Origin of the sequence: Campylobacter concisus (assembly GCF_003048675.2) — a bacterium.
In the GTDB taxonomy this organism is placed as follows: Bacteria; Campylobacterota; Campylobacteria; order Campylobacterales; family Campylobacteraceae; genus Campylobacter_A; species Campylobacter_A concisus_F.
In genome coordinates, this window is sequence record NZ_CP060707.1 from 805,988 (window position 1) to 820,769 (window position 14,782).

Annotated in this window: 15 protein-coding genes; 10 read left to right on the top strand and 5 right to left on the bottom strand. The window is 37.7% G+C overall.

Annotation, left to right across the window (positions count from 1 at the left end):
- From CVT00_RS04060 to CVT00_RS04090, 7 genes are all read left to right on the top strand, one after another.
- Entirely contained in the window at nt 1-735 is a 735-nt protein-coding gene (locus tag CVT00_RS04060) for a TerB family tellurite resistance protein (RefSeq protein WP_107915425.1), read from the top strand.
- Nucleotides 736-1,308: a hypothetical protein gene (locus tag CVT00_RS04065; protein WP_107915427.1), complete on the top strand. Its 573-nt coding sequence runs from the start codon at nt 736-738 to the stop codon at nt 1,306-1,308. It abuts the gene before it with no gap.
- Between the two features lie 22 nt (nt 1,309-1,330).
- The gene (purH, locus tag CVT00_RS04070) at nt 1,331-2,863 is read left to right on the top strand and encodes a bifunctional phosphoribosylaminoimidazolecarboxamide formyltransferase/IMP cyclohydrolase (RefSeq protein ID WP_107915429.1); all 1,533 of its coding nucleotides are present in this window, start codon (nt 1,331-1,333) and stop codon (nt 2,861-2,863) included.
- A gap of 77 nt (nt 2,864-2,940) precedes the next feature.
- Nucleotides 2,941-3,981, top strand: a complete 1,041-nt coding sequence (gene msrB / locus CVT00_RS04075) for a peptide-methionine (R)-S-oxide reductase MsrB (protein WP_107915431.1) — start codon at nt 2,941-2,943, stop codon at nt 3,979-3,981.
- 73 nt (nt 3,982-4,054) lie between these two features.
- A complete protein-coding gene (locus tag CVT00_RS04080) occupies nt 4,055-4,393 on the top strand; it encodes a hypothetical protein (protein ID WP_107915433.1) in 339 nt (112 codons plus the stop codon).
- A 1-nt stretch (nt 4,394) separates the two neighbouring features.
- Nucleotides 4,395-5,585 carry a peptidase M50 gene (locus CVT00_RS04085; RefSeq protein WP_107915435.1) on the top strand — a complete coding sequence of 397 codons (1,191 nt, stop codon included), beginning with the start codon at nt 4,395-4,397 and terminating at the stop codon, nt 5,583-5,585.
- 3 nt (nt 5,586-5,588) lie between these two features.
- Nucleotides 5,589-5,885 (top strand): metal-sulfur cluster assembly factor, encoded by a 297-nt coding sequence (locus CVT00_RS04090; protein WP_012001609.1) that lies wholly within the window; start codon nt 5,589-5,591, stop codon nt 5,883-5,885.
- Nucleotides 5,886-6,161: 276 nt separating this feature from the next.
- Here the strand turns inward: CVT00_RS04090 and ftsZ are convergent, their stop codons facing one another.
- The 4 genes from ftsZ to CVT00_RS04110 form a co-directional block, all read right to left on the bottom strand.
- Nucleotides 6,162-7,301 carry a cell division protein FtsZ gene (gene ftsZ / locus CVT00_RS04095; RefSeq protein ID WP_087581845.1) on the bottom strand — a complete coding sequence of 380 codons (1,140 nt, stop codon included), beginning with the start codon at nt 7,299-7,301 and terminating at the stop codon, nt 6,162-6,164.
- 14 nt (nt 7,302-7,315) lie between these two features.
- Entirely contained in the window at nt 7,316-8,734 is a 1,419-nt protein-coding gene (gene ftsA, locus CVT00_RS04100) for a cell division protein FtsA (protein ID WP_103559079.1), read from the bottom strand.
- Nucleotides 8,735-8,739: 5 nt separating this feature from the next.
- Nucleotides 8,740-10,197, bottom strand: coding sequence for a peptidylprolyl isomerase (locus CVT00_RS04105; protein ID WP_103559078.1), 1,458 nt, complete (start codon nt 10,195-10,197; stop codon nt 8,740-8,742).
- Nucleotides 10,198-10,336: 139 nt separating this feature from the next.
- Nucleotides 10,337-10,924, bottom strand: a complete 588-nt coding sequence (locus CVT00_RS04110) for a class II aldolase and adducin N-terminal domain-containing protein (RefSeq protein WP_103559077.1) — start codon at nt 10,922-10,924, stop codon at nt 10,337-10,339.
- A 126-nt stretch (nt 10,925-11,050) separates the two neighbouring features.
- Here CVT00_RS04110 and rsmH point away from each other — a divergent pair, with 126 nt between their 5' ends.
- Genes rsmH through CVT00_RS04125 form a run of 3 tightly spaced genes read left to right on the top strand, consistent with a single transcriptional unit; the run spans nt 11,051 to nt 14,210 of the window.
- Nucleotides 11,051-11,974 carry a 16S rRNA (cytosine(1402)-N(4))-methyltransferase RsmH gene (rsmH, locus tag CVT00_RS04115; protein WP_103559076.1) on the top strand — a complete coding sequence of 308 codons (924 nt, stop codon included), beginning with the start codon at nt 11,051-11,053 and terminating at the stop codon, nt 11,972-11,974.
- Between the two features lie 2 nt (nt 11,975-11,976).
- Nucleotides 11,977-12,270, top strand: coding sequence for a hypothetical protein (locus tag CVT00_RS04120; RefSeq protein WP_002940285.1), 294 nt, complete (start codon nt 11,977-11,979; stop codon nt 12,268-12,270).
- Nucleotides 12,261-14,210 (top strand): FUSC family protein, encoded by a 1,950-nt coding sequence (locus CVT00_RS04125; protein WP_103559075.1) that lies wholly within the window; start codon nt 12,261-12,263, stop codon nt 14,208-14,210. The genes CVT00_RS04120 and CVT00_RS04125 overlap by 10 nt, the downstream gene beginning before the upstream one ends.
- On the opposite strand, the gene CVT00_RS04130 is transcribed toward CVT00_RS04125, so the two are convergent.
- Nucleotides 14,189-14,695, bottom strand: coding sequence for a hypothetical protein (locus tag CVT00_RS04130; protein ID WP_103559074.1), 507 nt, complete (start codon nt 14,693-14,695; stop codon nt 14,189-14,191). The genes CVT00_RS04125 and CVT00_RS04130 overlap by 22 nt on opposite strands.
- Nucleotides 14,696-14,782: the final 87 nt, after the last annotated feature.

Sequence of the window (14,782 nt, forward strand, 5' to 3'; positions counted from 1 at the left end):
ATGTCTGGAGTTTTGTTTTTACTGATATTAGGCGGTGCGATATTTTTCTTTATGAGCGTGCAAATAGGCAATAACCGCAAGAAACAAGCAAATGTAAATGAGGCTAAATTTCTAGTCTCACTGCTTGCAAAAGTCGCTAAAAGTGACGGCAGGGTTAGCGAGCTAGAGGCTAGGCTGATCACTCAAGTGCTTGATGATCTAAGCCAGAAAGTTAGCGGTGTTAGCGGCGTGCGCGAGTATCTAAAAGAGGTCTATAATAGCCAAAAAGAAAATGTAGATAATGCCTATGAAACCGCCAGAAACTACAAGCGCGCGTTTAATCTAAACTACGATACCTGCGTAGCTAGGCTCACTTTTTTTCTAAATTTAGCCTATATAGATGGAGAATTTAACAAAAGCGAGCAAGATGTTATAAGAAACATCGCTTATGGATTTGGCATAGATAAAGAGACGCTTGATGAGATAATCTATAAATTTGATAGCTTCTATGGCTCAAGATTTGGGGCAGACCGCGATGAGGTGAGCCAAGAAAACGATGCGTTTGAGGTTTTAGGACTTAGTAAAAATGCAAGCCTTGATGAGGTAAAGGCTCGCTACAAAGAGCTTGTGAGGCAGTATCATCCTGACATTTTGATGGGCAGAGGCGAGAGTAAAGAGGTGATAGAGCGCTCGACTAAGAAGCTTCAGGAGATAAATGAGGCTTATGGGCGATTAAAAGAGAAATTTGGAGTTTAGATGAAGAAATTTATTATTTTGTTACTAGCGGTGGCTAGCTTTTGTAATGATTTTAAAGTGGTAAATATCGATGGAAAAGAGATAATATTTAAGCTTACTCAAAGCGAGCTTTATCAAGATCAAAGGTTGGTCGTCAGCAACTACGATGTTAAAGATAGCAATGTGAGCATAATATTTGTCGATAAAGATGGCAACAAGAGCGACATTATGTCAGTTCAAGCAAAAAAATTAAATGAAATTAGTGAGTATATCTTTTCGTATGATCGTGGCATAAAGGTGATGAAATTTAGCTCGAAAAAGCCGATATGCGAGGCGCTTGAGAAAGAGGAACCTGTAAATTTAAGCGTATTAGATGCTAGTTACTTTGATGGTAATCAAATTTCAAGTTATGCCTTTAGCGTTGATATCGTCGGTCAAAAGCGTGAAAACTTTGTAGAGAGAAAAGACTATTATATAGATGCAGCTGCAAATGTTATGGTGACGCTAGAAGCCTTATCGATAAAAAATATCGCAAAGGATATAAAAATGGGGCAGCTTCTGCTTGTAAAAGGTATGTGTTTAACAAAAAGATAAAAAATTTAATAAAGGAGAAAAAATGAGAGCGTTGCTTAGCGTTAGCGATAAAGAGGGCATTTTGGAGTTTGCAAAGGGGCTAGAAGAGCTTGGCTGGCAGATACTTTCAACTGGTGGCACCTACAAACTTTTAAAGGATGAGGGCGTCAAAGCTACTGAAGTTAGCGAATTTACGGCGTCGCCTGAGATGTTTGAGGGCAGGGTAAAGACCCTTCATCCAAAGATACATGGCGGCATCTTGCATAAACGTGACGACGCTACGCACGTGGCTCAGGCAAAAGAGCATGGCATCGAGGGGATTGATCTGGTTTGCGTAAATTTATATCCATTCAAAGAGACTACGATTAGAACCGATGACTTTGCCGAAATCATCGAAAATATCGACATCGGTGGCCCAGCTATGGTAAGGAGTGCGGCTAAAAATTTTAAAGACGTCCTTATCGTCACAAGCGTACTTGACTACGATGAAATTTTAAAGCGCTTAAGAGAAAAAAGCGATGATTTTGAGTTTAGAAGATCGCTGATGATAAAGGCGTTCGAGCATACAGCGGCATATGACAGCATGATCGCAAACTATATGAATGATAGATTTAATGGCGGTTTTGGCGATGCTAGATTTATCGTGGGAAGCAAGGTTTTTGACACCAGATACGGCGAAAACCCACACCAAAAAGGCGCGCTTTATGAGTTTGATTATTTCTTCACAAACAACTTTAGAGCCCTAAAAGGCGAGGCAAGTTTCAATAATATGACCGATATAAATGGCGCACTAATGCTTGCAACTAGCTTTGATGACGCACCAGCAGTGGCTATCATCAAGCACGCTAACCCTTGCGGCTTTGCGGTAAAAGATACGTTGCTAGAGAGCTACGTGGCAGCGCTTAAGTGCGATCCGATCTCAGCATACGGTGGCGTGGTCGCGATAAATGGCACGCTTGATGAGGAGCTTGCTAAAAAGATAAATGAAATTTACGTTGAAGTAATCATCGCTGCAAATGTTGATGATGCCGCGCTTAAGGTATTTGAGAGTAAAAAACGCATCAAAATTTTCACACAAGATAATAAATTTTTAGTGCGTGCAAATGATAAATTTGACTTTAAGCACATCGATGGTGGATTTGTATTTCAAGAAAGAGACTTTGTAAAAGACGAAGAGCTTGAAAATATGAAGCAAATGAGCAAGAAATTTGCAACTGGCAGCGAGCTAAAAGACGCTCAGATCGCGTGGAAAGTGGCTGCGCTAACGAAGAGCAACTGCGTAGTTTATGTAAAAGATGGCGCTATGGTGGCTATTGGCATGGGTATGACTAGCCGTGTGGATGCTGCTCGTGCGGCCGTAGCGAAGGCAAAGGAGCTAAAGATCGACCTAAATGGCTGCGTGCTTGCAAGCGAGGCGTTCTTTCCGTTTAGAGATAGCATTGACATCGCTAGCAAAGTGGGCGTAAAATGCGTCATTGAGCCAGGCGGCAGTATCAGAGATGATGAGGTGATAGAGGCTGCCGATGAGCACGGCATGTCGCTATATTTCACTGGCGTTAGACACTTCTTGCACTAAAATTTAGGGGCGCTTTGCCCCTTACTTCACACTTTATAACTTTAAATTTTATATAATCCTTCAAAAAAGGAGTTCTCATGAAAAAGATGTTAAATTTTCTCTTGGTTTTGGCGGTATTTTTGAGTGTAAATTTGATGGCAAAAGATGAGTTTTTAAAGGAGCAGACGATGGCAGGGCAAAATTTGAAAGAAATTTATTTAGCAGGTGGCTGCTTTTGGGGCATGCAGGGATATTTTAAAAAGATATTTGGCGTGGTGGATACAAAAGTGGGCTACGCAAATGGCAAGAGCGAGAACACGAGCTACCGCGAGCTACATGAGAGCGATCATGCCGAGACACTTTATGTCAAATTTGATGAAAATAGGGTCGCTTTGGCTGAAATTTTGGCTCATTTTTTTAGGGTGATCGACCCGACTTCGTTAAACAAACAGGGCAATGACGTTGGCAGGCAGTATAGAAGCGGGATTTACTATGTTAGCAAGGACGATCTACCTGTTATTGAGAGCTTTATGAAGATAGAGCAAAAGAAATTTAAAGATAAGATCGTGGTTGAGGTAGCACCTCTTAAGAATTTCATCATTGCCGAGGAGTATCATCAAGACTATCTTGATAAAAACCCTTTTGGATACTGTCATATCGATCTAAATTTAGCGAGCAAGCCACTTTACGATGAGGCTAAATTTAAGCCGCTTAGCAAAGAGGAGCTAAAGAGAAATTTAAGTAGCGAGCAGTATGCCGTGACGCAGGAGGCGGCGACTGAGAAGCCATTTAGTAGCGAATATGATAAATTTGACAAAAAGGGCATTTACGTCGATATCACCAGCGGCAAGCCGCTCTTTTCAAGCGCTGATAAATTTGATGCGGGATGTGGCTGGCCAAGCTTCACAAAGCCTATCACGACAACGGCGCTTTCATATAGCGAGGATAACTCTTTTATGATGAAAAGGGTTGAAGTTAGGTCGCAAAACAGCGATGCACACCTTGGGCATGTCTTTGACGATGGACCAAGTGATAAGGGCGGACTAAGATACTGCATAAACGGCGCAAGCCTTAAATTTATACCGCTTGAGGATATGGCTAGGCTTGGATACGAGGAGTTTATCCCCTACGTTAAGTAGCTTTTGTTGAAGCAAATCAATGGTTTGAAAAGTTTAATCAGAGTATAATTCTCCAAAATCAAAAGGAGAAAAAATGAGTGAATTTTTCAAAAATGCAGAGCAGTTTAATGTAGAGGGTGCGACGGTGCCGTTTTATAAATTTAGTGAAAATGGGGTAAATTTTATAGGCTTTGACTCACGTCCTTGCGTGCCACCTGAGCCTATGGTAAATGCGCTTTTGGCGATAAAATTTGCTGATAAAAACACAAAGATCGTGATGGTAAATCACAAATTTCCAGCTGGGCTCATCCCAAAGATAGAAAAGAGCTTTGATGTGGAGCGCGAGGACCTTGAGGGCGGGGCTGTGAAGATGACTTTTAGCCTAAAAGAGGGTGCGAGCATAAAAAACATAGACACCAGCCTTTGCCACTAAAATGCTTTTAAACACCTATGCGCCGCCATTTAAGCTAGTTGGCGGCTACTTTATCGCTGGCATTTTTTTCTTAGCGCTAAGCGTCTCGGCCTTTTTTTACGCTGATTTTGAGGCGATTAGCTCGCTAAATACGGCTGGCTTTTTGCATATATTTTTCGTGGGCTTTGTGATGAGCATCATCATCGGAGCACTCTATCAGCTAACCTCGGTCATCTTAGAAAAGCCATTTTTCACGGTCAAAGGGGCTATTTTAAATTTAGCCGTTTTTTGCTTTTCACTGCTTGCTATGAGCTATGCGATGATATTTGGCGAGGGTCAAATTTTGCAAGTTGGCGGAGTTTTACTTTTTTTCTCGCTCGTGTTTTTTGGCTCGACTTATGCACTAAGCTTTTTAAATAATCAAAAAAGAAGCTTTGCCGCCTTTGCGCTCTTTGTATCGGCGATATTTTTGCTAGTTGGCATAACGCTTGGATTTTGCTTAGTGATGATACTTGGCGGCACGCTTATGCTTGATTTTATGATGACATTAAAATTTCATGTATATTTTGTGCTGGGCTTTGTATTTTTTGTCATACTTGGGGCCGCAAGCGTGCTTTTACCGATGTTTGCGCTGGCGCATGATCTTAAATTTACACTTAGCAAAGCCTCTCTTGCCTGCTATATTTTAGCTGGAGTTTTGCTGGCAATCGATGAAAATTTAGCTATTTTTGCAGTGGCTGTGGCAGCTTTGCTTTTTATAGCTCAAGCGTTTTATATCTTAAAAAAGCGCGTGAGAAAGGCGTATGACTACTGGAATGTAAATATCGCTCTTTCGCTGCTTGCCTTGCTTTGCGCTGCTACATTTATGGTTTTTGAAAAGCTAAATTTGGCTGCATTTTTTATGATATATGGCTTTTTGTTTGCTTTTATCGTGGCTCATCTTTATAAGATCGCGCCATTTCTCATCTGGTATCACTATGTGGCGCCATTTGTTGGCAAGGCAAAAGTGCCGCTGCTTGATGCGATGATATTAAAAAAGGCTGCATATTTTGCCATAGCTTTTAATGTCATTTCGCTTGTGTGCTATCCTTTGGCGGTTAGCTTTGAGATGAGAAATTTGATCTATGCAAGTATGATTTTTATGGTTTTAAGCATCATTTTACTTGCTGTAAATATGATAAATGTTTTTAAATTTACTGGTTTTAAAGGATAAAAAATGAAAGAAAAAATTTATGATGCTCTATCAAATATCGTAGATCCAGAGGTTGGCTTTGACATCGTTTCGCTTGGGCTCATATATGATGCGAGCTGCGATGAAAACGGCAAAGCAAAGGTGACGATGACGCTTTCAACTAAGTCTTGCCCGCTTCATGAGATGATACTTGGCTGGGTTGAAACGGCTGTGCTTGGCGTGGAGGGTGTAAAAGAGTGTGAGATCGACCTAGTTTGGGAGCCAGAGTGGAATATCCAAATGGCAAGCGATTTTGTAAAAGCACAACTTGGAGTGAATTAAAATTTATTGGCTAGAAATTTAGCTTAGTCAGCAAATTTCTAGCTTTTCTTCTTGAACTTCTACTTTAAATTTTAAAAATATCATAAAAGCGTAGTTAATTTTTTTTGGTGATGCTTAAGCTCTTTAATAAATTTACAAATAAATTTATGCAAGTAAAAGCTAAAAAATATAATGCAAGTTTAAGTGTTTGCTGGATTATTGTTAAAATTTTGAATATATTAAAAGGTAAATTGCAAGATAAACTTGCAATTTAACAGGAGAATTTTTAGTTAGGACTTAGTCCATTTGGTGGCGAAGATATGATGGGATATCTAGCTGAGAGATATACTCGTCGCTGTTATATCCGCCACTTACTCTTCTTTTTAAAACGATATTTTTATTTAGAAGATCGTTTTCAGGCTCTTGGGCTATTTTTTTTTCTTCACTTTCTTTTTCTGCACCTTTAAATCCAGTTGCGATGATAGTAACTTCGACTTTATTATCCTCTATGTTTTCATCAGTTGTTGTACCAAAGATCACATCAGCATCATCATCAGATGCCTCTTCGATCATTGACATCGCGCTATGAAGATCATCAAGTGAGCAGTTTGGATGCATTTTGAAATGAACTAAAACACCAAGCGCTCCGTTTATGTTCATATTGTCAAGTAGTGGTGATTGGATAGCATTTTTGATGGCTTCTTGAGCTGCACCATCGCCATAAGCCTCGCCAACGCCCATCAAAGCATGACCTCTGTGGCTCATAACTGTTTTTACGTCAGCAAAGTCAAGGTTGATATCGCTGACACCAGAGTCAAGCACGATAGAGCACATACCATTTACCGCTCTTGCAAGCACCTCATCAACCATTTTAAAGCTCTCTTTGATGCCTGATTTTTTATCTATCAAAGTTAAAAGTCTGTCGTTTGGTATGATAACGATAGAGTCGCTCTCTTTTCTAAGCTCGCTTAGACCTATATCTGCTAGCTTGCTACGTTTTTTACCCTCAAATGAAAAAGGCATAGTAACAACAGCAACTGTTAGCGCACCTATCTCTTTTGCAGCTTGCGCAACAACCGGAGCAGCACCTGTACCTGTACCACCACCAAGACCTGAAGCGATAAACACAACATCAGAAGTTTCAAGAGCGCTTTTTATCTCTTCGTAGCTCTCTTGTGCAGCTTCTTTGCCAATCTCTGGTCTCATACCAGCGCCAAGACCTTTTGTCTTTTTTTCACCAAGCTGTATCTTTGTGTGTGCAGGAGAATTGTCAAGTGCCTTAGCATCTGTGTTTGCTATCATTAGATCGATGTCTAAATTTGGATTCTCTCTGATGATGTGGTTTATCATATTACCACCGCCACCACCTACGCCTACTACCTTTATCTTTGCGCTATATAGGCTCTTGTTCTCTTCGATTGTGAAACTGTTGCTCATAGTAAAAATTCTCCTCAAAATAGTTGTGTCATGCTGTGCCAAAATTTCTTTAAAGCACTTGGTTTTTTTTCTTGCTTACTTATATCAGCAATATTTGCAAGCTCGTTTTTGTTGTTTGTTTGCTCTAAATTTATATCCATATTTACAAGCTCAATGCCCTCTTCAAAATCATCCTTATCCTGTTTTTTTGCTTCAAATTTCTCTTTTTTCTCTTCTTCAAAAATGTTGAAATTTGTTTTTGGCTTTGATCTTAACTCACCTTTATATCTCATCTTTTTTTCTGAGTCTATCTCATAAGGTGTAAATTCACCAGCGCCATACATACATAAACCGATGGCACAAGAATTTGCTGGATCTCTTAAAATCTCATATAAACCATCCATCTCTTTTGGTCTTGCGATCCTAACTGGCATGTTATCAAATATCGCAGAAGCTAGGTCTTTTAACCCATCAAGCTTTGTCATGCCACCAGTTAGTACTATGCCAGCACCAACAAGATCTTTGTATCCACTATCTTCAAGCATATTTGCAAGCACCATCACAGTCTCTTCTGCTCTAGCTGAGATGACATTTGATATAACATCAAGTGAAACTTCGTGAGTTTTTTGCTCATCGCCAAGTCTTGGAAGCTCGATAAGATCGACTGATTTATTTACCAGTTTGCCATATTCTAGTTTTATCTCTTCAGCTTTTGGTAAAGGGGTATGAAGCGCCATTGAAAGATCTATGGTTATATTTGCAGAGCCAACGTGTAGATATGAGTTATATCTTAGTGAATTTCCAGCGTGCACTACCATATTACATGTCTCGCCGCCCATATCTATGAGTGCAACACCAAGTTCTTTTTCATCTTTTGTTAGTGTTGCTATGGCTGATGCGTAACCAGAAAGAACTACATTATCAACCTGCACACCTGCTAAATTTACAGCTTTTCTTAGGTTGCTTAGTTGTGATTTTTGGATACTTATGATATGAGTTTGTACTTCAAGTCTAGTGCCATTCATACCGATAGGATCTTCTATAAATTCTTGTCCATCCACTTTAAAGTTGTAAGGCAAGACATGAAGTTTTTCATATTCTGGGGAAGTCTCGGCATTGTGATCTGCCATCTGCATGGCACGCTCTATCTCTTTTATACCTATTTCATGATTTGGTATATTTACTACGCCACTGCTATTTACGCTTTTAGTATATTTTCCAGATATCGAAACTACTACTCTTTCGTAGTGTGTGCCCGCAACTTTTTGTGCTTCTATAAGTGCATTTTTTATAGATTTTGCAGCTAGTTCGATGTTATTTATAGCACCTTTTTTTATACCTTGTGCTTTTTCTGTGCCTATTCCTATTATCTTTATGCCATCATCATTTTGCTCTGCTATAACAGCACAAATTTGAAATGATCCGACATCTATGCCTAAAATTCTAGTACTCAAAATTTTTACCTTTTGACATATTCTTTAACTTCATAATATTTTAGAAGTTTGTTTGTTAAATCTTTTATCAACTCGTTATTTTTAAGCATCGCAACATTTTGTTGTGTTATTTGCTTATAGTTGTTATTTATATTGTTAGTAAGCAATCTTTGTTCCAAAATATCGTACACTACGGCTTTGTCATCTAATATAACATAACCTTTTGTGTTGTTAGTGTCAAAAAGTTGAGATACAAAAGCTCTTGTATCGCTCTCATTTAAGCCCGCAATAGAGCCATTTACCTCTCTGCTAACAAAGCCAACATCTGTGCCTTTAAAGTTTTGTAGAGTCTCTTTTGCTTTTGCTGTTAAAATTTCTTTTTCTTTTTTACTTTTATAAATTTCAAGCACATTAGCTCTTGCTTGTTCAAAGCTCATAGGTTGTGGAGGAGTTATACTTTTTACTCTAGCTATTAAATAGCCATCTTTGTAGATAAATGGTTTTATAACTTCGCCAACTTTTGCACCCTTTATCTCGTCAAGTGAAAAAGTAGCGTTGTCCTCATTTACGCTTACAAAACCATTAGTTGCAAGTTCAGCTTTTTTGACAGCGACATACTTTTCTAAAGCGTTAGTTTTGCTTTGTTCTATGTTATAGTCTTTATTAACCTCAGCTTTTACCTCGCTAAAAGGTTTTATCTTGTCATCAGATCCCTTGTATTTATCTTGGTTTTCATTATAGTAAGACTTTAAAACGCTCTCGTTTGCATCACTTTTTTTTGACTCGACAAAGTATGTATCTATGCCATAAAGTGTCTTTGTCATATAGTTATTTTTATTTATCTCCCAAAGATCTTTTAGCTCTTTCTCATCTACTTTGATCTCGCTTTGATCGGCATTTACTATTTGTACAGCTAATTTATCTTGCATAAAAAAGCTAGCTTCCATCATAGCGATATCTTCTTTGCTTGCAGGTAAATTTAAAATAGTTCTAAGTTTGTCTAGTAAGATAGTTAGCTTTAGATTATCTTCAAAATCAGTTGGGTTTATCCTGGCTCTTCTTAGCACATCATAGTATAAATTTTTGTCAAAAACGCCGTCTTTTTGAAATGTTGGATCAACGATTATATATTTTAAAACATCGTCTTTATTTACGCTAAGACCGATGTCGTCTGCAAAATTTAATAGTAAATTTTCTTGAATAGCAGCTTGAAGTGCAGCATTTTCTAAACCTAACTCTTCAGCTTTCTCTTGAGTTAGTTTGCCTTCAAATACATTGTTGTAGTACTGATATAACCTATCGTATTTTTGTTGCAACTCTTGAACGCTTATATTTCTATGTCCTACTTTGGCTACTGAAGTAGCTCTGTTGCTGTTTAGATCGTATGCGCCCCAGCCGACAAAACCAGCACCGACAAAAGCTATCGTGCTTACCCAAATTGTCACGACTAGGTATTTTTTATGTTTTTGCATCCAAGATAACATTAAGTTCTTCCTTTAAAATACTAACAAAGCTTGTGCGATATTTTATAGAAATTTGGCTTAAATAAGCTTAAAATGGGGCTTTATAAAAACGTTTCTTGCTAAATTTTTACTAACATTTTTTATCTTTGTTAGCAAAAATTTAAATGCTAAAATCGCTGTAACCACCAGTAAAATGAAGCAGTTTGCAGCTATTTTCTAACAAAGCTATATCTTTTGCAAGTAGCTGAGGACTCCTGCTATACGCGTAAACGCCGTATCCTTTGATCACGACAACGTTAGTATTTCTCTCTATCATAGCTCTATAAATTTCTGTCTCAGCACGCTCATACCAGTCGTCAAACTGCTTTGGATCATAGACTAAAATTTCACTAAATCTAATGCACCCAAAATAGTCTTTTGGCGCTATTTTTTCATGTTTCATTGCATAAGCTGTCGCATATGGAGGCATGGCGTAGCAGACAAATTTTGCTTCATTTATGTTTTTGTAGATATTTAAGTGTATATCAGCATCCAAACTCGCATCATTCCAGCGGTAGTCTTTTTTTGATGAAAGAAGCGTTAGATCGCTATCTTGTAAGTCGTCAAAAATGGCACTTTGCTTGTTGATGATAAATTGATTTTTTTCTACTCTTGCAGAGATAGAACCATGAAAAACACCAAAAAAATTCTTTCTAAACATCGAAAGAGATATCTTTTTTATCTCATTTGTTGAGTGCATTAAGTCCATTTTTTCTCCTATGTTTGGGTGATTATATTTAAGCTATCTTAAAATTTGTGTAAAATTTTATGTAATGATAGCTTTTTAAGTAAAATTTCGATAAATTTTCACACTAATTTCATTAAAGAGGCAGTGTTGCAAAGTCCACATATTAGCGTTTTACTTGACGAAGTTTTATCTTTTTTTAAAGATCTGCGTGGAAATTTTATAGATTGCACGCTTGGATATGCTGGACACTCTAGTGCCATTTTGTCTCAAAATGAAAATTTAAATTTGATCGCTTGCGACAAAGACATCGAAGCTATAAATTTCTCGCTCAAAAAACTTGAGCCATTTGGCAGCAGAGTGAAAATTTATAAGAGCAACTTTTCTGAGCTTATTAGCAAACTTAGTGGCGATGAAATTTTAAATGTTAGAGGAATTTTAGCCGATATTGGCGTTAGTTCGCTTCAGATAGATAAAGATGATAGGGGCTTTAGCATCGGCTCAAACACTCTTGATATGCGCATGGATAAAGAGCGAGATTTTAGCGCCTATGATATTGTAAATGACTACTCTTTTGATGAGTTAGTTAGGATTTTTAGGGACTACGGCGAGCTAAAAAATGCCGCTGGGGTCGCAAACAAGATAATAAATGCTAGAAATTTAGGCAAGATAACAAGTGCAAAAGAGCTTGCAAACATAATAGGCACAGCTCAGATAAAAGGGCGTGGTGTTAGCCCTGCGATACTGGCGTTTCAGGCGATCAGGATAGAGGTAAATGGCGAGCTAGACGAGCTAACAAATTTGCTTGATAGCATAGAAAAAGGTGGTTTTAAGGATTGCTTGGTGGCGATTATTACATTTCACTCGCTTGAAGATAGGATCGTAAAAGAGCGCTTCAAAAAGTGGGCAAATAGCTGTATCTGCCCGCCTGGAATCTACCGATGTGAGTGCGGAAATAACCACGAACTGGGCGAAATTTTAACCAAAAAGCCACTAACAGCGAGCCAAAGCGAGCTATCGCAAAACTCACGAAGCAAGAGCGCAAAACTGCGTGTTTTTAAGATAAAAGGATAAAGATGCAAGAAAAAGAAGAGCTGCTAACACTTCACGACGAGGAGCAAAAACGTGAGGTAAATTTAAGCTTTAAGACGCTAGTGATGGTCTATCTGGCGGTTTTTATAGCGCTGGCTCTATTTTTGCCAAAAATTTACATAGCAAATCAAATTTATTATATAAGTAGAGATATCGCCGATATCAGCGGCAAACGAGATATGCTTCTTGAGGAAAACAGGGCTCTTAGTATAAAGCTTGAAAATTTGCGTTATAAAAATCAAATTTTAAACAATATGCAAGAGCGCCAATGGAAATAATTAAGAAATTTAAAAGCTTTATCCACTACTACGACCCTGCAAATTTTCAGCTCATCTACTCGCTAAAGGCTGCCACGACCATCGCCTTTAACTGCTTTTTGTGCTTTTACTTCTTTCATCTAAGCGGCGCCATCATGGCTATAAATATCACGATGGGCATCTTCTTTCTTGGCGAGCTTGAGTGCAAAGATAGGAGCAAATTTGCCTTTTTGCTTCTTTACATCGTGCTTTCTTGCGCTTTTATGCCCTTTGTTGATCCATTTATTAGCCTTGGCGTTTGGCTCTCGCTTATCGTATTTGTCTGGATATTTGTGGTAGGTATTAGCCAAATTTATAGCTCAAATTTAAACAAAATTTTGCTTGCCGTAAATGCAACAGGGCTAGTTGCTTTTGTGACAAAGGCCGCAGTTGGGCTAAATGTGATTGAAAGCATCGGCGGTCTGGTGCTCGCTGGCGTGCTAAGCATCATCATAAAATTTGAAAACTTTGGCAAATACGGCAAATTTACTAAAAAGAGCATCAGCTTCTTGTTAGATAACGCCATCTTGTCGAGCAAGGCGCTTGGCACGAGCCATTTTTACGCAAGTATCGCAGATTTGATGAGTTTGATTGACAAATCAAAAGAAATTTTTGCAAACAAAAGCCTAAAGATAAAAGATGTTAAGCTAGTTAGAAATCAAGCCAAGGCGCTATTTTATTTTTATAAAGTTGAAGAGATCGCTCTTTTGCTTCGAACATTAGGTGCTTCGTTTGAAAGGATCGATGACAAAGCGCTTTTAAATGAGGTAAAAAATGAGATCGCTTACAACCTTTTTGAGCTTAAAAAAATTTTCAAAAATCAAACTCCAAAGCTAAAATTTGAAGCGCTAAATTTAGCCAAAAACTCAAATTTTAAAATTTTTGCGAGCTCGCTTGGCGTGCTATATGATAAATTTTTACTTATAAAAGAGGGCGGCGAGGATAAGCTCTCGTTTAATAACACAAAAAAGATCACGCTAAAAGAGGCGTTTAAAAAGATAAATTTAAAAAATGAAGTATTAAAAGAGTCTTTAAGGCTTGCCATTTGTATGTCGCTAGCCATTTTTATAGCGCAAGCTTTGCATATAAATCATGGAATTTGGATCGCCATAGCTGTGATGAGCCTAAACAAAAGCGACGAAGATGCTTTAAAAAATGCAGGCAGAGATAGCCTTCTTGGTGGAGTTATCGGCTTTTTTATCTCTCTTGTTTTCGTGAAATTTATGGGTGAATCATACGCATTTTACGCGGTTGTCTTTATCGGTATGTTTTTGGTTTATTACCTTAAAGCCTATAAACAAATCGTCTTTGCAACGGCTTTTATGTTTGAATTTACATCCATTTTTTCGCTTATAAAAAGAGACTTTTTAGCCCTTATGGTTGATAGACTGCTTGACGTGGCGGCTGGCTTTGTGATAGTTTTTGCCGCATATTTGCTAACTAGAAAAAATGACTATACTAAGGTAAAAGATAGCTTAAGTGATGTCTTGATAGGTTTTAGAAATTTAGTGCAAATTTCTCTAAATGAGTCAAACAAAGATGCTTTTAGCATGGATGAAAAAGAGATTTTAGGCTCGCTAAATGAGCTAAACTACGCTATAAAAGTTAGTAAAAATTTAGACGATGATAATATAAAAAATGCAAAATTTATAGCTAGCAAGCTTGATGATATAAATAGCGACCTGATTAAGCTTAGAAATTATCTAAATTTAGATGAGCTAAAAGAGAAAAACGCCTTGCAAAATGATGTAAAAATCATCTCAGATAGATTTTTGATGCTAGATAAAAAGATCAAAAAACTTCCATATTATTTCATAAGTGAGATAGAAACGAAACTGCTTTGCAAAGACGAAAACGCTAAAAAGCTAATTTTACGAGTTGCTTTAGGGCAAAATGAAATTTACTCAGCGCTCTCTTTTTGAGAGATTAGCTTTTCATATATATATTGTTCTAAATCTTTTTTTGAAACGTCATTTTTAAGAGCAGTGTTGTAAATTTCTTCAACTTTGCTTGAATACTTTTCATATCCAAAATATGGAAAATGCACGCTCCAAGCCTTTTTTATGAGCTCCAAACTTATCTCTCTTCTTGCCCAAACCTTAAACATGTCAAAGCCGATAAAAACAGCTGAAGTGACGATAGTGGTTGCAATTATTGAGATGTGAGCGTCAGTATTTGCTAAAAAGTGGTGCGTGATGATGAGAAGCGGAAATAAGACAACAAAACATATGAGTGCGTAAATTTGGTAGAGCTTCACGTGGTTAAATCTAAAATTTAGCTTTGCGCCATCAACTAGCATACCTTCGTTAAAAAGGGCATTTGCTTCAAGTAAATCTCTAAATAAAACTGGCTGTTTTGATACGAAAAAAACGTTTTTAATGATAGTGTTTCTTAAATTTTCTTTCATTTTTTATAGACTTTTTACCTTAAAAATTTCAGCTCATTGTATCTAAAAATCTATAAATTCAAACAAAATTAGATACAATTTGCGCAA

Excerpts from the sequence above, each read along its gene's own strand:
- CVT00_RS04110 (WP_103559077.1), bottom strand. The coding sequence starts at position 10,924 with ATGGACTTAATGCACTCAACAAATGAGATAAAAAAGATATCTCTTTCG.
- ftsZ (WP_087581845.1), bottom strand. The coding sequence starts at position 7,301 with ATGAGCAACAGTTTCACAATCGAAGAGAACAAGAGCCTATATAGCGCA.
- purH (WP_107915429.1), top strand. The coding sequence starts at position 1,331 with ATGAGAGCGTTGCTTAGCGTTAGCGATAAAGAGGGCATTTTGGAGTTT.
- CVT00_RS04130 (WP_103559074.1), bottom strand. The coding sequence starts at position 14,695 with ATGAAAGAAAATTTAAGAAACACTATCATTAAAAACGTTTTTTTCGTA.
- msrB (WP_107915431.1), top strand. The coding sequence starts at position 2,941 with ATGAAAAAGATGTTAAATTTTCTCTTGGTTTTGGCGGTATTTTTGAGT.
- CVT00_RS04065 (WP_107915427.1), top strand. The coding sequence starts at position 736 with ATGAAGAAATTTATTATTTTGTTACTAGCGGTGGCTAGCTTTTGTAAT.
- CVT00_RS04120 (WP_002940285.1), top strand. The coding sequence starts at position 11,977 with ATGCAAGAAAAAGAAGAGCTGCTAACACTTCACGACGAGGAGCAAAAA.
- CVT00_RS04125 (WP_103559075.1), top strand. The coding sequence starts at position 12,261 with ATGGAAATAATTAAGAAATTTAAAAGCTTTATCCACTACTACGACCCT.
- CVT00_RS04060 (WP_107915425.1), top strand. The coding sequence starts at position 1 with ATGTCTGGAGTTTTGTTTTTACTGATATTAGGCGGTGCGATATTTTTC.
- CVT00_RS04080 (WP_107915433.1), top strand. The coding sequence starts at position 4,055 with ATGAGTGAATTTTTCAAAAATGCAGAGCAGTTTAATGTAGAGGGTGCG.
- CVT00_RS04085 (WP_107915435.1), top strand. The coding sequence starts at position 4,395 with ATGCTTTTAAACACCTATGCGCCGCCATTTAAGCTAGTTGGCGGCTAC.
- CVT00_RS04105 (WP_103559078.1), bottom strand. The coding sequence starts at position 10,197 with ATGTTATCTTGGATGCAAAAACATAAAAAATACCTAGTCGTGACAATT.
- CVT00_RS04090 (WP_012001609.1), top strand. The coding sequence starts at position 5,589 with ATGAAAGAAAAAATTTATGATGCTCTATCAAATATCGTAGATCCAGAG.